Source organism: Achromobacter pestifer (genome assembly GCF_902859625.1).
Taxonomy (GTDB): domain Bacteria; phylum Pseudomonadota; class Gammaproteobacteria; order Burkholderiales; family Burkholderiaceae_B; genus Achromobacter; species Achromobacter pestifer.
This window is the reverse complement of sequence record NZ_CADIJX010000001.1, coordinates 628,126-647,084: the sequence shown is the minus strand read 5'-3', so window position 1 is coordinate 647,084 and position 18,959 is coordinate 628,126. Positions and strand designations below refer to the sequence as shown.

13 protein-coding genes are annotated in these 18,959 nt (G+C 63.8%); 4 read left to right on the top strand and 9 right to left on the bottom strand.

What is annotated here, in order from left to right:
- Nucleotides 1–286: 286 nt before the first annotated feature.
- The 9 genes from ligD to HV753_RS02840 form a co-directional block, all read right to left on the bottom strand.
- Nucleotides 287–2,746 (bottom strand): DNA ligase D, encoded by a 2,460-nt coding sequence (ligD, locus tag HV753_RS02880; RefSeq protein ID WP_175172906.1) that lies wholly within the window; start codon nt 2,744–2,746, stop codon nt 287–289.
- Nucleotide 2,747: 1 nt separating this feature from the next.
- Nucleotides 2,748–3,629 (bottom strand): non-homologous end joining protein Ku, encoded by an 882-nt coding sequence (gene ku, locus HV753_RS02875; RefSeq protein WP_175172905.1) that lies wholly within the window; start codon nt 3,627–3,629, stop codon nt 2,748–2,750.
- 59 nt (nt 3,630–3,688) lie between these two features.
- The gene (locus tag HV753_RS02870; protein WP_175172904.1) at nt 3,689–4,843 is read right to left on the bottom strand and encodes a PepSY-associated TM helix domain-containing protein; all 1,155 of its coding nucleotides are present in this window, start codon (nt 4,841–4,843) and stop codon (nt 3,689–3,691) included.
- A gap of 34 nt (nt 4,844–4,877) precedes the next feature.
- Complete coding sequence (locus HV753_RS02865; protein ID WP_217481427.1) at nt 4,878–7,079, bottom strand: TonB-dependent receptor family protein; 2,202 nt, start codon at nt 7,077–7,079, stop codon at nt 4,878–4,880.
- Between the two features lie 199 nt (nt 7,080–7,278).
- A complete protein-coding gene (locus HV753_RS02860; RefSeq protein WP_175172902.1) occupies nt 7,279–8,724 on the bottom strand; it encodes an ArnT family glycosyltransferase in 1,446 nt (481 codons plus the stop codon).
- The gene (locus tag HV753_RS02855; protein ID WP_175172901.1) at nt 8,708–9,730 is read right to left on the bottom strand and encodes a glycosyltransferase family 2 protein; all 1,023 of its coding nucleotides are present in this window, start codon (nt 9,728–9,730) and stop codon (nt 8,708–8,710) included. The genes HV753_RS02860 and HV753_RS02855 overlap by 17 nt, the downstream gene beginning before the upstream one ends.
- Nucleotides 9,717–12,875, bottom strand: coding sequence for a CusA/CzcA family heavy metal efflux RND transporter (locus HV753_RS02850; RefSeq protein ID WP_175172900.1), 3,159 nt, complete (start codon nt 12,873–12,875; stop codon nt 9,717–9,719). Before HV753_RS02850 ends, HV753_RS02855 begins: the two co-directional genes overlap by 14 nt.
- A 13-nt stretch (nt 12,876–12,888) precedes the next feature.
- Nucleotides 12,889–14,412 carry an efflux RND transporter periplasmic adaptor subunit gene (locus tag HV753_RS02845; RefSeq protein ID WP_175172899.1) on the bottom strand — a complete coding sequence of 508 codons (1,524 nt, stop codon included), beginning with the start codon at nt 14,410–14,412 and terminating at the stop codon, nt 12,889–12,891.
- A 14-nt stretch (nt 14,413–14,426) separates the two neighbouring features.
- Nucleotides 14,427–15,641: a TolC family protein gene (locus tag HV753_RS02840; protein WP_175172898.1), complete on the bottom strand. Its 1,215-nt coding sequence runs from the start codon at nt 15,639–15,641 to the stop codon at nt 14,427–14,429.
- A gap of 266 nt (nt 15,642–15,907) precedes the next feature.
- Between HV753_RS02840 and HV753_RS02835 the strand changes: the two genes are divergently transcribed.
- From HV753_RS02835 to HV753_RS02820, 4 genes are all read left to right on the top strand, one after another.
- Nucleotides 15,908–16,246, top strand: coding sequence for a DUF4148 domain-containing protein (locus HV753_RS02835; RefSeq protein WP_175172897.1), 339 nt, complete (start codon nt 15,908–15,910; stop codon nt 16,244–16,246).
- A gap of 182 nt (nt 16,247–16,428) precedes the next feature.
- A complete protein-coding gene (locus HV753_RS02830; RefSeq protein WP_175172896.1) occupies nt 16,429–17,118 on the top strand; it encodes a heavy metal response regulator transcription factor in 690 nt (229 codons plus the stop codon).
- Nucleotides 17,118–18,488, top strand: coding sequence for a heavy metal sensor histidine kinase (locus HV753_RS02825; protein WP_175172895.1), 1,371 nt, complete (start codon nt 17,118–17,120; stop codon nt 18,486–18,488). Before HV753_RS02830 ends, HV753_RS02825 begins: the two co-directional genes overlap by 1 nt.
- A gap of 74 nt (nt 18,489–18,562) precedes the next feature.
- Nucleotides 18,563–18,955, top strand: coding sequence for a DUF4148 domain-containing protein (locus HV753_RS02820; RefSeq protein WP_175172894.1), 393 nt, complete (start codon nt 18,563–18,565; stop codon nt 18,953–18,955).
- Nucleotides 18,956–18,959 lie beyond the last annotated feature (4 nt).

Genomic DNA, 18,959 nt, shown 5'->3' with positions numbered 1-18,959 from the left:
GATTGCGCGGCGGAAGCCGCGTATGCGGGATGGATCTGCGCGATTATTTGATTCGGTTTACCCGCGTGTCGCGTGACCCGCGTATAGCTGGCCGATATGCAACCGAATAATGCCAAGCAGTCAAAGCAATACCGTAATACCCATCGCATGAGCTTCTCTCCGACAAGCGAAGCAATTAATCCTGGCGCCCCGCTGCGTTCAACGGGAGGGTAAACATGAGTGCAGTTTGGATCTGTAGCCTTTTGAGAATACTCCGCACCCCAATAATCGTGTCAAGGATTTTCAATTATTGCGTCCTACCGATAAACCCCAGTGTGGTCATGGCGCGACCCGCCGCTTGCGGCGCATAACCCGCCCAGGGGGTGTTTCCCGCATCCAGTCGAGTGTGGATATTGGTGATGTCCCAGTGCGCGCCGCCACTGATCTTTGCCAATTCCTCCCACGCGATCGGCACCGACACGCCCAGCCCCGGCCGTGCCCTTGCCGACCACGCGGCCACCGTGGTGGCGCCGAAGCCATTGCGAAGATAATCCGCAAAGATCTTGCCAACTCTGTTTCGGGGTCCGCTTTTGGATACGAAGATTTGCGGCAGCGTTGTCGCCAAATGCATGACGATTGCTTGTGAGAATGCCTTGATCGTGTCCCAGTCGTACTGCCTGCGCAGGGGCACCACCACGTGCAGACCTTTGCCGCCACTGGTTTTCAACCAGGCATCCAGGCCGATTTCTTCAAGCATCGTCCGTACCAGTTGCGCCGCCTGCCGCACGGCTGGCCATTTCACGCCATCGCCCGGGTCCAGGTCGAACACCATGCGGTCGGGTTTTCCGATTGCGGTTTTCACGGCGTTCCAGGTATGGAACTCCACCACATTCATTTGCACGGCCGATAAAAGGGCATCGGCGGATGGCACTTCCAGCAGCGGCGAATGGCCAGGGTCCAGTTTGGCTGGCAACGATTTGACGCCGGGCATGGTGGCCTCCAGATGTTTCTGAAAGAACAGGTGCCCGTCGATGCCGCCTGGCGCCCGCAAGAAGGAAACCGGACGGTTGATCAAGTGTTCTTGCATCAACGGCGCGATCAGGCTGTAGTAGCGCGCCAGATCCCGCTTGGTCAGGCCTGTCGAGGGATCAATGACGCGCTCGGGATGCGTCAGCTTGACGGTCTTGCGGGTGGCCTTGGCGGGCACGGGAATGGCGGTTTCGCGCATGATCGCGCGGGCTGGTTTATCTTCGCGCAACCCCTGGAATACGGCATGCCGGATATGGCCCGAGCGGGTCCACCCGCCAAACGATACTTCAGCGATCAGCTCGGGCTTCACCCAACGCACGCCGCTGCCCTGCCCGCCCGTCACGGGCCGGGAATCGGTTTCGATGCGGACGAGTTTTTCCTTTAGCGCGGTCAGGCGTTGTCGGTCGAAACCCGTGCCCACCTTGCCTGCGTAGCGCAACACGCCGTTGTCATCGTTCACGGCAAGCAGCAGTGCGCCGAATCCTTCGCGTCCGCCTTGCGGCGCGGTATGGCCCACGATGACGAACTCCTGGCGCTGGCCGCATTTGATCTTCAGCCAAGTGTCGGAGCGGCGCGAAACGTAAGGGGCGGACTGACGCTTGGCGACGATGCCTTCCAAGCCCATCTTGCACGCCGACGCCACCAGGTTCGCGGGTGCCTCGTCGAAGGCGACGCTGAATCGCAGATGGTCGTCCGTGGCGGCGTCCATCAGTTGCGTCAGCAAAGCCCGACGGACGTGTAGCGGTTCTTGGCGCAAGTCCCGGCCGCCGATGAAGGGCAGATCAAAGGCATAGAACACAATGCCACCCGTGCGCTCGCTGTCGAAGGCATTTTGCAGCGCCTGGAAATCGGGCACGCCACGGTCATCCAGCACGACGACCTCGCCGTCCACCCAGGCGCATTTCGAGGGCAGTTGCCCGAAGGCATCGACCAGATGCGGCAGCTTCGCGCTCCAGTCGTGTCCATTGCGGGTGTGAAGCGTGACCCGATCATCGTCCAGCCGGGCCAGCAACCGATAGCCGTCGAACTTCAATTCATACAACCAGTCTTCCGGGCTGGAGGGCATGCCTTGCGCAAGCGTGGCCAATTGGGGTTTAAGCGTTGCGGGCAGCGTCGCCGCCAAGCCCGGCAATGCGGCGGTGTCTCGTTTCGCGCCTGGGGCCTGTCGGCGTGTTGGGGCTTGCGCATGACGCAAGGGCACGACGCTGTCAGGCATGGCGTCCACCACGCTGAATTCGTCGTCGGGCCGCGCGTATCCATCCTTGTCTTTAATCAGAAGCCAGGGCGGCTGCTTGTCGGATGCCTTGCCCTTCATGCGCACCAGGGCCCAGCGGCCGCGCATCTTAGTGCCCTGCAAATCGAATTTCAGGTGCCCGTCCCGATAGCCCTTGCGGGCGTCGCCCACGGGCGTCCACGTGCCCTCGTCCCAGATAATGACCTTGCCGGCGCCATACTGGCCCTTCGGAATCTGGCCCTCAAATTGGTTGTAGGCGATGGGGTGGTCTTCAACCTGCACGGCCATGCGTTTGATGGCGGGGTCGTAACTGGGGCCCTTGGGCACCGCCCAGCTCTTCATCGCGCCGTCCAGTTCCAGCCGAAAATCATAGTGCAGCCGGCTTGCCCAGTGCTTCTGGATCACGAAGGCGCGCGCCATGTCGTTGGCGCTGCCGCCGTCCGCCGGTTCGGGGGTGACGTTGAAGTCGCGCTTATTGCGATAGGCCTTCAGGCTATCAGCCATGTCACGCTGCCTTGCGGGATCGGCTGGCTTTCTTGGCTACGGCTTTCCGGGGCGCGGCCTTTTTTGCGGCGGCCGGCGCCGTTTTACGGGAGCCCTTCAAGCTGCGTTGCAGCAATTCGGTCAGATCGAGCACATTGTCCGCATAGGCCGGCGTTTCCTCTTGCGGTTCAATCACGGTCTCGGTCTTGCCGGCCTTCACCTTCTTCGCCACCAGGCCCATCACCGCCGCCTTGAATTCGTCCTTGTATTGCGCGGGGTCCCATTTGCCGGACATGTCTTCGACCAGCATCTTCGCCATTTTCAATTCACTGGCGCTGGGCGCCGTGGCCCGGGCGCCCGCTTTGGGCAGGTCCAGCTCGTCTTGCGGCTTGACGTCGTCGCCCCACCGCATCAGGTTCAGCACCAGCGCGTCGCCCGACGGAATCAGCGCCGCCAGATGCTGCTTGGTCTGAATCACGACCTTGGCGATGCCGATCTTGCCCGTCTTGGCCAGGGTATCGCGCAGCAAGGCGTAGACCTTCTGGCCCTTGTTGATGGGGGCCACGTAGTATGGCCGTTCCAGGTAGACGAAAGACACATCGGCCGCATCCACGAACTGCTGGATTTCGATGGTCTGCGTGGTGCGGGGATAGGCGTCGGCGATTTCTTCGGGCGAAATGATGACGTACTGGCCGTCTTCATACTCCACGCCCTTGACGATATTGTCCTTGTCGATTTCCTTGCCGGTGCGCTTGTTGATGCGCTTGTACCCGACCGGGTCCATGGACCGCTTGTCCAGCCAGTCGAAATCAACCCCGGATTCCGTCGTCGCGGTATGCAGGCCAACCGGGATATGGACAAGGCCAAAGGAGATGGCCCCTTTCCAGATGGTTCTTGTTGCCATGATCAGCTCCTGTAGACCGGGAAGTGATCAGCAAATAGTATTCCCGCCTCAGGCGAGCGTCACCTGGCGCGATCGCGGCCCTGGCGCATGCGTGGCTGGATTGTTCCCCGCTTGATGGAGCGTCGCCGCCACCATAGCCAGACGCCACTGATGCCCAGGCCACCCAGCGTCAGCCCGCCGATGGCCACCGCGATTTCCAGCGCCAGACCACCCAGTTCGCCCGTGTGCAGCGGATAGATCACGGCCGTTGCCCGGGCGCCCGGGTCCAGGGTGTTCCAGCGTTGCACCGCCAGCACTTGCGCCGTGCGCGGGTCGATCCAGACGGAGCTCATGCCGTTGGGATGCGGATCATCACCCAGCATCATGCGAAAACGGGTGGGCGCATTGGCGTGCGGCGGAACCACGATATAGCCAATGGGCGCAGGCTCCTGGAACTGGGCCACCGCCTTCGCCGCAAGCTGGTCCAGTGACAGCGCCTGGCCCGCCTGCGCGTCCGGCGAAACTTCCGCCGTGGCCGGTGGCAACTTCGGCGCCTTGACCGGGGTGGAGCCGCTTACCCACGTCACTGCCGCGCCCAGTGGACGCCATGCCATGTAGGCCCCGCTGGCGACGGATACCGCGATCAGCAGGCCCAGCGTGGCGCCGCCCACCCGGTGCAAGTCGAACAGCGAACGCAGCAGGCCTTTGTTCAGCGCGATGTTCCAGCCTTTCGCCCAATGGCGCGGCCACCACAGGATCAAGCCAGTGATCAAGAGGAACAGGTAGGCCAGCGCCACCCAGGCCAGGATGGCCTTGCCGGTACCGTCCAGGTAAAGCGCGCTATGCAGCTTGAACAGCACATTGGCGGCCCCCTCGGTTTCTCCGCGCCGGCCCTGCTCGGCGCCTGTCGCCGGATCCAGGTACAGCGTGCCGCGCCAGCCGCCGCGCACCCGGACCTCAAGGGTTTCGCCAGGGCCACGGGCCGGCCGGAACACCAGGTTCGCGCCGTCGCCGAATTCCTGTCTGGCCGACCGCAGCACAGACTCCAGCGCCACGCCCGCCTGGCCGGAGGCCAGATGGGTCCGGGCCTGGAAAAGCTGCGGGTTCGCCCATCGGTCCAGGGCTGGCGTGACGACGAGCGCCGCGCCGGACAGGCCCGAGAACAGCAAGATCCATCCGGCGCTGAGCGCCAGCCAGCGGTGGACCCGCAACCACACACCGCGCAGGCCTTTCACAAGGAGGATCCGGCCAACAGCAGGCGCGACATGCTTAGAACGCCACCGACGCCTGCATGTAGATCGTGCGCGGCTGGCCCACGAACTTACCGCCGTTGTTGTCGGTGGAGCGCGTGAAATAGCGACGGTCAAACAGGTTCTTCACGCCCACGGCCAGTTTCAGGTTGTTCATGTCACGGCCGAAGTCATAGCCTGCACGCAAGGCCACGGTGGCAAAGCCGGGGATGTCGCCCAGGCGTCCGCTGGCGTCTTCGTCGGTGACGTAGCCGGCGCCGGCGTCCGGAGAGCCGGGCGACCGCTGCTTGGACTGCGCGAATACGTCTGCATTGAAGGTCCAGCGCTGCACGGCGTAGCGGGCGCCGACCGAGGCTACCTGGCGCGAATACAGCGGCAAGTCCCGGCCCTCGAAGGCGCCGGCCTTGGCGATGGCCTGGGTGTATGTGTAGGTGGCATACACCGACAGGCCGCGCAAGGCGTCGCTGAGATCGCCCAGGTCATAGCGCAAGGCGGATTCCACGCCGCGGTGGCGGGTCGCACCCAAATCGGTCCACATCCCCTCGCCCACGATCGAGCGCGTCAACTGCAATTCCTTGTCGAAATCGATGTTGAACAGGGTAAGTTCGCCGCTCCAGGCCTGGCCGGCGAAGTGCGTGCCGATTTCATAGGTCTTGGCGGTTTCGGGATGCAGGCCTTCGGTGGTGGATGCCAACTGGCTGTATTGCTGCGGGCCGAACGATTTGCCCGCGTTGGCGAATACGGACCACTTGTCGTCCACGCGGTACAGCACCGACAGCGTGGGCAAGGTCACGCGCGAATCGATCGACGGCGACAAGGCGCTGGTCACTGCGCCGGTTGCCGTGTTGAAGTTGGTCACATCGTTGTAGGTGCTGATGCTTTCAAAGCGCACGCCGGGCGTGATGGTCCATTTGCCGATGTCGATGCGGTCATCAATGTAGAAAGCATGGGCGGTGGTGCCGCCATTGCTGGTCTGATAAGTCGGCATGTTCAGGTCGAATGCATCACCGCCGGCTGCGGGGTTGTAGTAGGCCGTGCGCCCCGCCACTTCCGAACTGCTTTCCTTCAGATAGCGGTAACCAACGCTGATTTCCTGCACGAAGGAACCGGAGTCGAACAGGCGCGAGTAACGGGGCTCGAAGCCGAAATAATGATAGCTGCGGGGTGCGGTCGTCAATCGGAACTGATTGGCCGTGGCGCCGGTGCCCCCCTGTTCGATATAGCTGCCCCGGAACGAATCCACGTAATAGGTCAGCACTTCGAAGTTGTTAACGCCGTCATTGTGCGTGTACTTCAGCGAACCGTCCGTGCGGCGGCCGGTGAATTGGTCGTACTGCCGGGTGGATTGGAAGGGATCTTCCGAGTACTGCGCCGTGGTCAAACCGCCGGGCATCCGGCCCTTGCCTTCAAAATGATGCAAGGAAACCGCCACGTCGTCGGTCGCCGAAAAGCGGTACGCGCCCTTCAGGATCACGTCGTCGATGTCGGTCGAATCATTGCTGGACCGGTAGCCGTCGCCATGGGTGCCGGAATACAGCAGCGCGCCGCCCAGACCCTGGTCGGTGGTGCCGCCCACGAAGAGACTGGGCGTGGTCTTGACGTTGCCGCCGTGGCTGTAGATTTCGCTGCCGACGTTCAGGCTGGTCGTGAAGTCCTTCGGAATCTGGCGGGTGACGAAGTTGATGATGCCGCCCACGTTCTGCGGGCCGTAGCGCACCGAACCGGCGCCACGCACGACATCAACCGATTCCAGGTTGCCCAGCGACACGGGCGCCAGCGACAACTGCGGTTGGCCATAAGGCGCGTAGGCCATCGGCACGCCGTCCATCAAGATGGTGGACCGTGGCGACAAGCGCGAGGTCAGGCCGCGCACGCCCACGTTCAGCGACACATCGCTGCCGCCGGTGCCGTTGCTGTCTTGCACCTGCACACCCGGAATCTGGCGCAATACGTCGCGCACGCTGCTGGACCCGCTTTCCTCGATCTGTTGTTGATCCACGACGGTACGCGCGCCCGGATGCGACAACACTTTTTCTTCGGTGGGCGTGCCCAGCCAGTCGCCCGTCACGGTCACGGCGGCGAGTTCCCCCGCGTCTCCGGTGGCCGCTGGCGCCGCCGTTTGCGCATGGGCCATGCCGGACAGCGCGGCCAGCGCGGCAGCAATGGCCGCTGCACGGCGGTTCAGCGGGAAACGTGCCCGCGTGTTCTGAATTGTGGCCATGGCCATCTTGCTCTTCTCCCAGCGCCTATTGAGGCGTCACCACGATTGGCGGTCATCCTCAGTGCGACCAGGAAGCAGCAAGAGTCAATGACGCAAAAGTCGGACTAGGTCCGACTCCGGCCGGGAGTATAAATAGGATCCATTTGCAAGTAAATAGGCGCCAATTTTGTTGCCAAGTTAGCAAAATTGGCGGCTTGCCTTAAGGATGAACTGTCCCTGATATGCTCAGCAACACGTATCGACGGCTGGTGTAAAGCGGTGTGATCGGGCCTGGAACGCGGTTTCGGATATCTGCCAGATCGCCCTTCTCGACCGCCAGCAGCACACGCTCATCCTTGCCCGGCAACACCGCAGCCAAGCCTTCCTTCGCCACCAACCCGGCCCTGCCTTGGGAGTAGAAACGTGCCGAAAACGGGCGGCTGTCCACAAAGTAAAGCGGCTCCCCCGCCTGCATCGCGTTCGCCGCCTGGGCGACCAGCTGCTTTTCCGTCTTGAACCGGTTGGGCTGCACGATGGACAGGGTTCCCAGCACGACGGCGGCGATGGGCACCACCAGCAGGCAAGCCAGGACCACGCGGCGCGGCGCCAACGCCTCCAGGCGGCTGATGCCCACGCCGATGCCTAACGCCACGGGCGGCAGCGCGGGCAGCACATAGGTCCAAAGAATGTTGCCGGACAAGGTGAAGAACGCAGGCGTCGCGACGGCCCAGGCAAACAGGTAGGTCGACGCGGGCGAGCGCCTGAACACCCGAATCCGCGCTGCCAGCGCGCCATCGATTCCCTGGCGCAAGAGCAGCCAAAGTCCCACTGGACTCCATGGCAGCATTGCCATCGCCCAATCCAGCCAGATCGCGCCGTAAGGCCGGCTGTGTGCCGTGCCGTAGCGATCACCCGCCCACCCCGGATCGATGAAGCGCAGGACATGCTCGCCCACAATGAAATACGCCAGGAAGCCAGGAGTCTTCCATTCCGCCAGCAAGTACCACGGCAGCGTCAGCCCCAATGTCAGCGCCGTTCCGCCGACCCAAGGCAAGGCGCGCAGATGGCGCGCGGCATTGCCCTGCCAGAGCATCCAGGGCACGATGGCGCCCGCCATCAGCACCCCGGCCAGCGGCCCCTTGGACAGAAACCCGATGGCCAGTCCAACGAAGAAGCCATATCTCCAGAAGCCAGACCGCGCTTGGGGCGCCAGAATGAACGAGGCCATGCCCAGTGTGATGCCCAGGGCCAGGAATGCGTCCGTCAGCACGGCACCCGCCGCCACCAGCGGCAGCAGCATGGTGCTGAATACCAACACGGCCCAACGCGCCGCTTGCTCGGTGTACAGGCGGCGGCCCAATTGATGCAGGATCGCCAGCATGCCCAGCATCGCCAGCAACGATGGCAGGCGCAGGCTTATTTCCCGCATGCCGAACAGCGCGCCCGACAGCGCCTGAGCCCAGAAAGCCAAGGGAGGCTTGCCCCAGAACGGCTCGCCCGGTGCAAACCAGGGCGTGATCCAGTCGCCGGATGCCGCCATGATCCTGGCTATCTCCGCATAACGGGGCTCCGAGGTGTCGGCGAAGGGCATCAACATCATCGCCAACAGGCGGATGCCCAGGACCGCCAGCAGGACGGCAAAGACGGCCTTAGCGGTCAAACGCATGAGTACGCGCCTTGCGTGGGGATCCCGGCAGCGGATCGTGTGCTTGCGGGACGCGGCTGCTGTGCACGTCGCGCACCAGGTACACGGGCCGCTGCTTGGCCTCCAGATAGGTCTTGCCGACATATTCGCCCAGCAGGCCGATGGTCAGGAGTTGCACGCCGCTCATGAAGGTGATGGTCGCCATCAGCGACGGGTACCCGGCCACATCGTCCCCGTACATCAGGGTCTTGAAGATGATGGCCGCGCCGAACAGGCCGCCCAGCAGTGCCGCGATGGCCCCTACTCCGGTGGCCCATCGCAATGGCGCCGTCGAGAACGAGGTAATGCCTTCCATCGCCAAGCGGAACAAGGCGAAGTAGTTCCATTTGGTGGTGCCCGCCGCGCGCGGGGCCCGGTCGTAATCCAGGATGCGGGTCGGCATGCCGATCCAGGCGTACAGCCCTTTCATATAGCGGCTGCGTTCCGGCAATTGCAGCAAGGCTTGCACCGCCTTCCGGCTCATCAGGCGGAAATCGCCGGTGTCGGCGGGGATCGCGGCGCGGCTCAGCCGGTTCAGCAGCCGGTAGTACACATACGCGGATGCGCGCTTCAACCAGGTTTCCCCTGCCCGGCTGCGCCGGCGCATGCAAACGACGTCCGCACCCTCCTGCCAGGCGCGCACCATCTGGGGAATCAGCTCCGGCGGGTCCTGTAGGTCGGCATCCAGCAGGATCACCGCCTCGCCTTCGGCATGGGCAATGCCGGCAGTCATCGCCGCTTCCTTGCCGAAGTTGCGGCTTAGCCGAACCAGCTTCAGGCACGGCTCCGTGCCCAGCAGGCTTTGCAGATACTCCGCGCTGCCGTCACGGCTGCCGTCGTCGACCAGGACGATCTGGTACGGCAGGCCCAAGCCATCAAGCACGCGGCGCACACGGGCCAGGCAAAGCGGCAGAACGTCCCGTTCATTGAGAAACGGAATGATGACCGAGAGCGACGGCAAGCGCGCCGCGGGATCAAGTTTTCGCATGAGCGAGCTCCTCTTCCTCCGGGTCCCGCCGATGTACCAGCCGATACAGCGCTGGCAACACCAGCAGCGTCAGAATGGTGGATGAAATAATGCCGCCGATCACCACCGTGGCCAGCGGGCGCTGCACTTCGGCACCCGTCCCCGTGGCGATGGCCATGGGGACGAACCCCAGCGACGCAACCAGCGCGGTCATCAGCACCGGACGCAAGCGGGTCAAGGCGCCAATGCGCACCGCCTGGTCGATGGTTTTGCCTTCGTCGCGCAGCGAACTGATGAAGGACAGCATCACCAGCCCGTTCAGCACGGCCACGCCGCACAAGGCGATGAAGCCGACGGCCGCCGTGATCGATAGCGGAATGCCGCGCATCCACAGCGCGATCACGCCGCCCGTCAAGGCGAACGGAATGCCGGTGAAGACCACCAGGCCGTCCTTGACGTTCCCAAACATGGCGAACAGCAGCGCAAACACCAGCAGCAACGCCGCCGGCACCACGATCTGCAACCGCTTGACCGCCGACTGTAGTTGTTCAAACGTGCCGCCCCAGGACGTCCAGTATCCAGACGGAACCTTGACTTGTTCTCCAATGGCCGCCGACGCATCGGCGACGAAAGACCCCAGATCCCGGCCGCGCACGTTGGCGCTGACGACAATGCGCCGCTTGCCATCCTCGCGCGAGATCTGATTGGGTCCGGGCGCCAGGTCGAACGAGGCCACTTCGCTTAGCGGGATGTAGGCGGTTTGTGTCTGCCCTTCCGTCTTGGGCAGCGCCACCGGCAGTTTGCGCAGCGCCGCCAGGTTCTCTCGCACCGATTCCGGCAGACGCACCACGATGTCGAAGCGCCGGTCGCCCTGGAAGAACGTGCCCGCCTCGCGTCCGCCAACCGCGATGGCGATGGTGTCCTGCACATCGGTCAGGCTAAGCCCGTAACGCGCCGCGCGTGCCCGGTCGATATTGACCGTCAGCATGGGCAGCCCCGTGGTTTGCTCGACCTTGACCTCGGACGCGCCGGGCACTTTTTGCAGCACTTCCGCGATTTCGGCGGCTGTCTTGTTCAGCACGTCGTTGTCATCGCCGAAGACCTTCACCGCCACGTCGCTGCGCACGCCGGATATCAATTCGTTGAAGCGCAGCTGGATGGGTTGCGAGAATTCGTAGTTGTTCCCGGGCACCTGCGCCGCTTCCGCCTGGATCGCCGCCAGCAGCTCGGCATGCGTCTTGCGCGGCGTGGGCCACTGGTCGACGGGCTTCAACATGATGTAGCCGTCCGAAATACTGGGCGGCATGGCGTCCGAGGCAATCTCGGCCGTGCCGGTACGGGCGAATACACGTTCGATTTCGGGGAATTTATCCTTCAGGCGCTTCTCGATCTGCTTTTGCATCTCGACCGATTGCGTCAGGCTGGTGCCCGGGATGCGCAGCGCCTGGATCGCCATGTCGCCTTCGTTCAGGTTGGGGATGAATTCACTGCCCAGGCGTGACGCCAGCACGCCGCTCAAGACCACGAACAGCGTCGCGCCCACCAGGATCATCGGCGTGCGGCGCAGCGCGGTTTCCAGCAACGGCTCATAACGGCGCTTGGCCCACAGCATCAGGCGGTTTTCCTTTTCGGATACCTTGTTGCCCATGAATAGCGCCACCGCTGCCGGCACGAACGTCACCGACAGGATCATGGCCCCCAGCAGCGCCAGCACCACGGTCAGCGCCATCGGATGGAACATGCGCCCTTCCACCCCGCTAAGCGCGAAGATCGGCAGGTACACGACCATGATGATCAGTTGGCCGAACAGCAACGGCCGGCGGGCTTCACGCGCTGCCGCGAACACTTCATGAAACCGCTCGGTTCGCGTCAGCGGCCTGCGGTGGTGTTCCTGGGCGTGGCTCAGACGCCGCACGCAGTTCTCGACGATCACCACCGCCCCGTCCACGATGATGCCGAAGTCCAGCGCGCCCAGGCTCATCAGGTTGGCGCTGACCTTGTAGGCGACCATGCCGGTGAAGGTGAACAGCATCGACAAGGGGATGATCATCGCGGTGATCAGCGCCGCCCGGATGTTGCCCAGGAAGACAAACAGGATGACGATGACCAGTGCCGCGCCTTCCAGCAGGTTCTTCTTGACCGTCGTGATGGCCTTGTCGATCAGGTTGGTGCGGTCATAGACCGTCACGGCCTTCACGCCTTCCGGCAATGATTTATTGATCGTCTCCAGCCTGGCCGACACCGCCTGGGACACGCTGCGGCTGTTTTCGCCGATCAGCATGAAGACCGTGCCCAGCACGACCTCTTGGCCGTTGTCGGTGGCGGCCCCCGTGCGCAGTTCGCGCCCGATGCCGACGTCCGCGATGTCGCGGATGCGGATGGCCTGCCCTTGCACCGACGTCAGAACGACGTCTTTGATGTCGTCGATCGAACGGACCTGGCCCGGGGCGCGGATCAAGTATTGTTCGCCGTTGCGCTCGATGTACCCGGCGCCCACGTTGGCGTTATTGCGCTCCAGCGCCGTCATGACGTCCGTCAACGTCAGGCCATAGGACGCCAGCCGCTCGGTGCTGGGGGCCACCTGGTATTCCTTGGCGTAGCCGCCGATGGAATTGATCTCGGTGACGCCGGCCAGATTGCGCAACTGCGGCTTGATGACCCAGTCCTGGATCTCTCGCAGGTCGGTCGGGGTATAGGGCGTGCCGTCTTCCTTGCGGGCGCCCGGATCGGCTTCCACCGTCCAGAGGTAGATTTCGCCCAGCCCGGACGAGATCGGGCCCATGGTCGGCGTCACGCCTTCCGGCAGGCTTTCCTTGGCCTCTTGCAGCCGCTGATTCACCAACTGGCGGGCGAAATAGATGTCGGTGCCATCCTTGAAAATGACGGTGACTTGCGACAGGCCGTAGCGTGATGTGGAGCGGGTCTGTTGCAGGCCGGGCAGGCCCGCCATGACCGTCTCGATCGGGTAGGTAATGCGCTGCTCGGTCTCCAGCGGCGAATAGCCGGGCGCCCCGACGTTGATCTGCACCTGGACGTTGGTGATGTCAGGCACGGCGTCGATCGCCAGTTTGGAATAGTTATAGACGCCGATGGCGGCCATGCCCAGGGTGACGAACAGCACCAGCCAGCGCTGTTCAATGGCAAAACGGATAAGGCGTTCAAACATGCTTGGCTCCGGCTCAATGCGCGTGGTCGGCGCTGGCTTTGCCCAGCTCGGATTTCAGGACGAACGCATTGGCGGTCACGTATCGCGTACCGGGCTTCAGGCCGGCCAGCACCTCTACCTGATCGTCCGATTGCTTGCCCAGCGTGACGGGTTGTGCCAGAAAGCCGCCGGGCACTTCAATGAATACCGCCGGGCCGTCTTCCAGCGTCTGCACCGCGTCGGCGGCCACCGCCACCGACGCCTCGGACGTCTGGACGACGACGTTGACCGACACGAACAGCCCCGGACGCCACGCCATATCCGGATTCTCAAGCGTGACCCGGGCCGTGGCCGTGCGGGTCTGCTGGCCCAGCAACGAGCCGATGTACGACACCTTGCCGTCCGCCGTTTCCGCGAAGGCCGCGGACGTGACGCGGGCCTGTTCCCCTACCCTGACGTCTTGCAGATCCTTCGGCGCGATCACGAATTCCGCCCAGACGGTGCGCATGTCCGACAGCGTGAAGATGCTGGCGGTGTCCGCCAGCGCCTCGCCCAGCGCAATGTGTTTTTCCACGATCACGCCGTCAAACGGCGCCCGGATTTCAAGAATGCCCAGGTCCTTGGACTGCGGCGAGGCGCCGGCCGTGCGCAGCTTTTGTTCCGCGTTCTGCACGGCGATCCGGGCTTCTTCCAGGGCAGTTCGCGCCTGCTGATAGTCTTGCTCCGCCGAGACCTTCTCTTGCCATAGACGGCGTTCACGCTGGTGGTTCTGCGTGGCCAGATCGCGCCGCTTCACGGCCGCCAGCCATTCGCTGCGCAATTCGGACAACCCGGCGCTTGACACGGTGGCCAGCAGTTCGCCTTTCTTGACTTGCTGGCCCAGGTCGGCGGATACGCTTTCCACCACCCCTGCCATGCGCGGCACCACGTGTGCGGTGCGGTCGGCGTTGAACTTGATCTCGCCAGGGAAAGCCGCGGATCTGGCTAGCGCGGCCGGCGCGGCCGCCGCGGTCTTGATGCCCGCCACCGAGATCTGTTCAGCGGACAGCGCGATCTTCCCTTCGTCCTTCTCCAGGACGGCATGCACCGGTTCCCCGGCGCCGTTCATCACCACTTCGGTATCCACTTCAAGAAAATGGGGTTCCCCGATGGTTTCCACGCTGACCAGGGCATCCTTGTCCCGCTTGAACGACAGGCGCTGCGTGTCGCCGTTGGGGCGTTTGACGGTGGCGGTGACACGCAGGGTATCGGCCGAGACGGCCTTGGCACCGTCGTAGGCCCAGAGCCTCAGACGCGGCTGGCCGCCATCTTCGCTTAGCAGCAATTCCACGGCTCGGCTGCCGCTGCGGGTCATCTCGCCGCCATTGGGGCCTGATTCGGCGGGCGCGGAGGTGCCATGCCCACCCTCTTCGGTTGCGCCCGCGCTGTGCGCATGCCCGGTTTCGCTGGCGGATTCCGCCGCCCATGCGCCGCCAGTGGGCGCCAGCAGCAAGCCGGACAAGACGGCGATAACCAGCGCTTTCTGGGCGCGAGCGGATTCGATTCGATGCTTTGCCATGTCTAAGGTTCTTTTCAACGTCCAAGAATGCGGTCGATTTCCGCGGAGGCCTGGTAGGCCGAGGCCAGTGCCGTCAGGTAGGCGATATTTCCCTGGGACAGCGTGCGCTGGGCGTCCAGCACTTCCAGGAACCCGAACTTGCCGGCTTCAAATCCCTTGCGGGCAGCGTCATACGCCTGGACCGCACCGGGAAGCACGGCGCCCCGGTATTCCCGCGCCGCTCCCACCGCCAGATCAAACTGCGACACGGCTTGCAGCAGGTCGCCCGACAAGCGCGCCGACAGTTCACGATAGGTGTCTTGCGCCTTGTAGGCTTGCATCGTGGCCGTATAGACGTTGCCTTGATTGCGGTCGAACAGCGGCAGCGGGATCGATACGCCCAACTGCGCTTTGTTGCGGCCAGCCTCGTTGTCGCGAGCCACCCCGGCGCTAAGCGTGATATCGGGATAGCGCTTGCTCTTCTCCACTTCCAGCTGCGCTCGACCAAGGTCAACGGCCAATCGTCCGCTTTGCATCTGCGGCGCTTCGCCCAATGCCGCGTTCAATTCGTCGAGCGACCCTCGTTTGGGCAAGGCATCCAGGTTGCCGTCGACGCTGTTGAAGTCAGGCGTAGCGGTACCCCATAGCAAGCCGAGCTTGCGGCGGGCGCTTTCCAGGGCGGTATCCGCCGCGCGGGCTTCGATGCGCGCATTGGCCAGTGCCACCTGCGCCTTGCTGCTTTCCAGTGGCGGCGCCTTGCCCGCGGCCACCCGCCTGTCGGCCAGGCGCAATGCGCCGTTGGCGATATCGATGTTGCCGCGCGCCACGCGCACGGCTTCCTGTGCCACGGCCGTGTCGAAGAATGCGGCAATCACCGCCGATCGCAGGCCGGCGCGTGCAGCCGACAGGTCACGCTGCGCGATATCGCGGGACAGCCCGGCCGCTTTGATGCGGGCGCCGCGCTTGCCACCCGTTTCGATCGGCACGCTCAACATCGTGGTCGTGGTGCGGGTGGCTTTCTGGGTGTCGTCAACACTGACTTCCAATGACGGGTTGGGCAGCACGCCGGCCTGGGTCAGTTGACCCTCGCTGGCGGCAGCCTCGTTGCGCGCGGCGGCGTAGCCCGGGTTGTTATCGAACGCGGCGGACATGGCGCGTTCCAGGGTCAGCGCCTGGGCCTGCGTGCGGGCAGGCAGCGCAAACGCCACGGCTAGGGCCGCCGCGGCAAGCGGTAAGACAGATAAACGCATGGTTCAACCAACGAAGACAGCCTGCGGCAATGCCAGGCGGGGACGAAGAGGATGGGTGTGCCGGCACTGTATCGAGGCGGCCTCGTCAAAATCTCGACCGTCACATGACAATTCCGTAAGGTTCGCGGGATTACGAATTCGTAATCAGGGTGTTTGCGAATTGACGAACTTGAATTCGTAAAGTGTCTCCACCGTTTCACAAACAGCGTGTAGGCGCGGGCCTGGCAAGCGCCACCCGCCCTACCCACGCACTGAGGAGATTCCTGATGAAGACCCGCATCGCCGCTACCGTCGCTTTGACCGCCTTGATCGGCATGCCTGCCCTGGCCAGCGCCAACAACGTCTGGCACCAGACCGATACGGAAATCGGTTACGCCATCGCCCCCGAACACGCTACCGCCGGCAAGTCGCGCGAGCAGGTGGTGGCCGAGCTGGCCGAGGCAAAGTCCGACAAGCGCCAATGGTTTCTGACCTACCGCAACCTGCAAAAGCCCGCCTGGGCCAAGCAAGGCACCTCACGCACCCGCGCCGACGTGTTGGCCGAGGCTGAAGCCGTCACGCCCGCTGAACGCGCCCGCCTGGCGGATATCTACACGCCGGGCTGATTACCCCCTCGCCTGAGCGGGACGGCCGCCCTTCTTGCGGCCGTCCCGCTTTTTCAATGCAATTGCGCCGTAAAATCGGCACGGATGCCCCTTAGGGCCTCCCGCTCGCTTGCGCGCCTGCCCGTGCGGGCGGGCGATTTCGGCATGGCGCTGCCGCCACCGCTTCTTCCTTCCTGGCCCCCATGAAAGTTCTGGTAATCGAAGACGAGAAAAAGCTGGCCGAATATCTGCGGCGGGCACTGACCGAACACAATTACGTGGTCGACGTGGCGCATGACGGCGTCAACGGCCTGCATCTGGCCCGCGAAGGCCTGTATGACCTGATCCTGCTGGACGTGATGCTGCCGGGCATGGACGGGTTTTCCGTGCTGCGGGAAATCCGGAGGGTCGCCCGGACCCCTGTCCTGATGTTGACCGCCCGGGACAAGATCGAAGACCGGGTCAAGGGGCTGCGCGACGGCGCCGACGACTACCTGGTCAAACCCTTCGCGCTGTCTGAACTGCTGGCCCGGGTGTTGGCCCTGGGGCGGCGCAGCGGCCATCAACATTCAGAGGCCGGCAGCCAGAACCTGTTGCGCGTGGACGGGCTGGAGCTAGACCTGTTGCGCCGCCGCGCCTCGCGCGATGGCGTGCGCCTGGACCTGACCGCCAAGGAATTCACGCTATTGGCGCTATTGATGCGCAAACAGGGCGAAGTCCTGTCGCGCCTGGAACTGGCTGAACAGGTGTGGGACATCAATTTCAACAGCAACACCAACGTGGTTGAGGTGGCGGTGCGCCGCCTGCGCGGCAAGGTTGACGATCCCTTCGAGAAGAAACTGGTGCATACCGTGCGTGGCATGGGCTACGTGCTGGAAGCCCGGGGCGAGTAATGGTTGCAAGACGCCCCCGATCGCTGCGCCGCTGGCTGTCGCGCTGGCTGGCGATCCAGACCTTCATCGCCTTGGGGCTGGTGTGCATCGCCGTCTACTACGCCACCAATCTCAATCTGCGTTCCCGCCAGGACGCCTTGATTCAGCAGAAGGTGGAGGTCATCCGCCACCTGGTTGACGAAAATCGCGATAGTGGCGATTCGTCCCGCCTGCGGCACAAGCTGGACGATTTCTTCTACGGCCGGCCGGATTTCGCGCTGGTGCTACAGATCGATGGCGAGCGTGTCGTCTATGGAAGTCCGATTGGCGATGACCAGGACTTTGACCACGATCGTCGCATCACGTTTTCGCTGCCCCACCCCAGCGCGCCCGGCGACTCGATGAATGCGGAACTGGTGTTGGATATTTCGTCCGACATGCGCTTGCGCCGCGCCTTGGCCTGGACCTTGTTCGGCTGTGCCCTGGTGGGCGCCATCGTGGCCGCCGCGGTGGCCACGATGCTGGTGCGCCGGGGGCTGGCTCCCTTGGATGCGCTGGCCAAGCAGGCTGCGATGCTATCGCCGGATCGTATTGGCGAACGGCTGGATGTCAGCGGCCAAGCCGATGAAATCCGGCCGCTGGTGCGCCAGTTCAACGCGGTGTTGCAGCGGCTGGAACGCGCCTATGTCCAGATGGAAGGCTTCAATGCCGACGTGGCGCACGAAATGCGCACGCCGCTAGCCACCCTGATCGGTGAAACCGAGCTGGCGCTGAAGACCCGCCCATCGCAGGACGCGCTGCGCGAGATCCTGGGGTCCAATCTTGAAGAGCTGCACCGCTTGTCCAGCATCGTCAACGACATGCTGTTCCTGTCCCAGGCCGACCGGGGTGCGCAGGCCAGAACGACGTGGAACGGCGATCTGGCCGACGTCTTGCGTGAAGTCGCCCAGTACCACGAGGCCGAAGGCTTGGAGTCCGGGCTTCAGATTCGCGTCATCGGCAAAGCCGTTGCCGCCATTGATCGCACACTTTTCCAGCGGGCCGTGTCGAACCTGCTCTCCAATGCGGTTCGCTATGCCGACAGGGGCAGCGTGATCGATATCAGTGTTGCCGCCGGTGACGGACGCGAGGTACGGATCGCCGTGCGCAATGCAGGGGAACCCATACCCGCCGAGCACTTGCCGCGCCTGTTCCACCGCTTCTACCGAACAGACGAGGCGCGCGCCTTCGATGGCGACCATCATGGTTTGGGATTGGCCATCGTGGCGGCGATTGCCCGCATGCATGGCGGAAGCAGCTTCGCGCAATCCGAAGGCCGGTCGACCACGATCGGTTTCAGTATCGCCAGCACGCAGGCGGACGCCTCCGCACGCGACATTACAGAAAACTAATCTGCCGGTTCGCATTCTGTCGGGGGCCCCTCTCTAGACTTCTTGGTACGCCTACTACGTTTCAAGGAGTCACTATGAACCGCCCCACTTCACGCCTATCGATTCAGCTGGCGCTTGCCGTCTCGCTCGTCGCGGCAGCCCCCGTGCTCTACGCCGAGCCCATGACGCGGGAACAGGTGGCCGCCGAATTGCAGCAAGCCAAAGCGCAGGGTCTTGTCACCTACGGCGAACAGGCTTATCCGCCCCAGGTCTATGCCCCGTCGTCCAAAACCCGCGCCGAGGTCCGCGCCGATCTCAGGCTCTGGACCCAGGCCGGCCTGACCGAGCTGCACCGCGGTGAACTGGAGCCTGATGTCTTTGGCCTGGACTACCGCACCCGCTACGCCGAATACGTGCGGATGCGCTCGGGTCCAGAGTACCAACAGGCCCTTGAGCTTGAACGCGCCCAACCCAACTCCAACCGGTGACTGC

Coding starts and splice junctions, on each gene's coding strand:
- ligD (WP_175172906.1), bottom strand. CDS start 2,746: ATGGCTGATAGCCTGAAGGCCTATCGCAATAAGCGCGACTTCAACGTC.
- ku (WP_175172905.1), bottom strand. CDS start 3,629: ATGGCAACAAGAACCATCTGGAAAGGGGCCATCTCCTTTGGCCTTGTC.
- HV753_RS02865 (WP_217481427.1), bottom strand. CDS start 7,079: ATGGCCACAATTCAGAACACGCGGGCACGTTTCCCGCTGAACCGCCGT.
- HV753_RS02860 (WP_175172902.1), bottom strand. CDS start 8,724: ATGCGTTTGACCGCTAAGGCCGTCTTTGCCGTCCTGCTGGCGGTCCTG.
- HV753_RS02855 (WP_175172901.1), bottom strand. CDS start 9,730: ATGCGAAAACTTGATCCCGCGGCGCGCTTGCCGTCGCTCTCGGTCATC.
- HV753_RS02850 (WP_175172900.1), bottom strand. CDS start 12,875: ATGTTTGAACGCCTTATCCGTTTTGCCATTGAACAGCGCTGGCTGGTG.
- HV753_RS02845 (WP_175172899.1), bottom strand. CDS start 14,412: ATGGCAAAGCATCGAATCGAATCCGCTCGCGCCCAGAAAGCGCTGGTT.
- HV753_RS02840 (WP_175172898.1), bottom strand. CDS start 15,641: ATGCGTTTATCTGTCTTACCGCTTGCCGCGGCGGCCCTAGCCGTGGCG.
- HV753_RS02835 (WP_175172897.1), top strand. CDS start 15,908: ATGAAGACCCGCATCGCCGCTACCGTCGCTTTGACCGCCTTGATCGGC.
- HV753_RS02830 (WP_175172896.1), top strand. CDS start 16,429: ATGAAAGTTCTGGTAATCGAAGACGAGAAAAAGCTGGCCGAATATCTG.
- HV753_RS02825 (WP_175172895.1), top strand. CDS start 17,118: ATGGTTGCAAGACGCCCCCGATCGCTGCGCCGCTGGCTGTCGCGCTGG.
- HV753_RS02820 (WP_175172894.1), top strand. CDS start 18,563: ATGAACCGCCCCACTTCACGCCTATCGATTCAGCTGGCGCTTGCCGTC.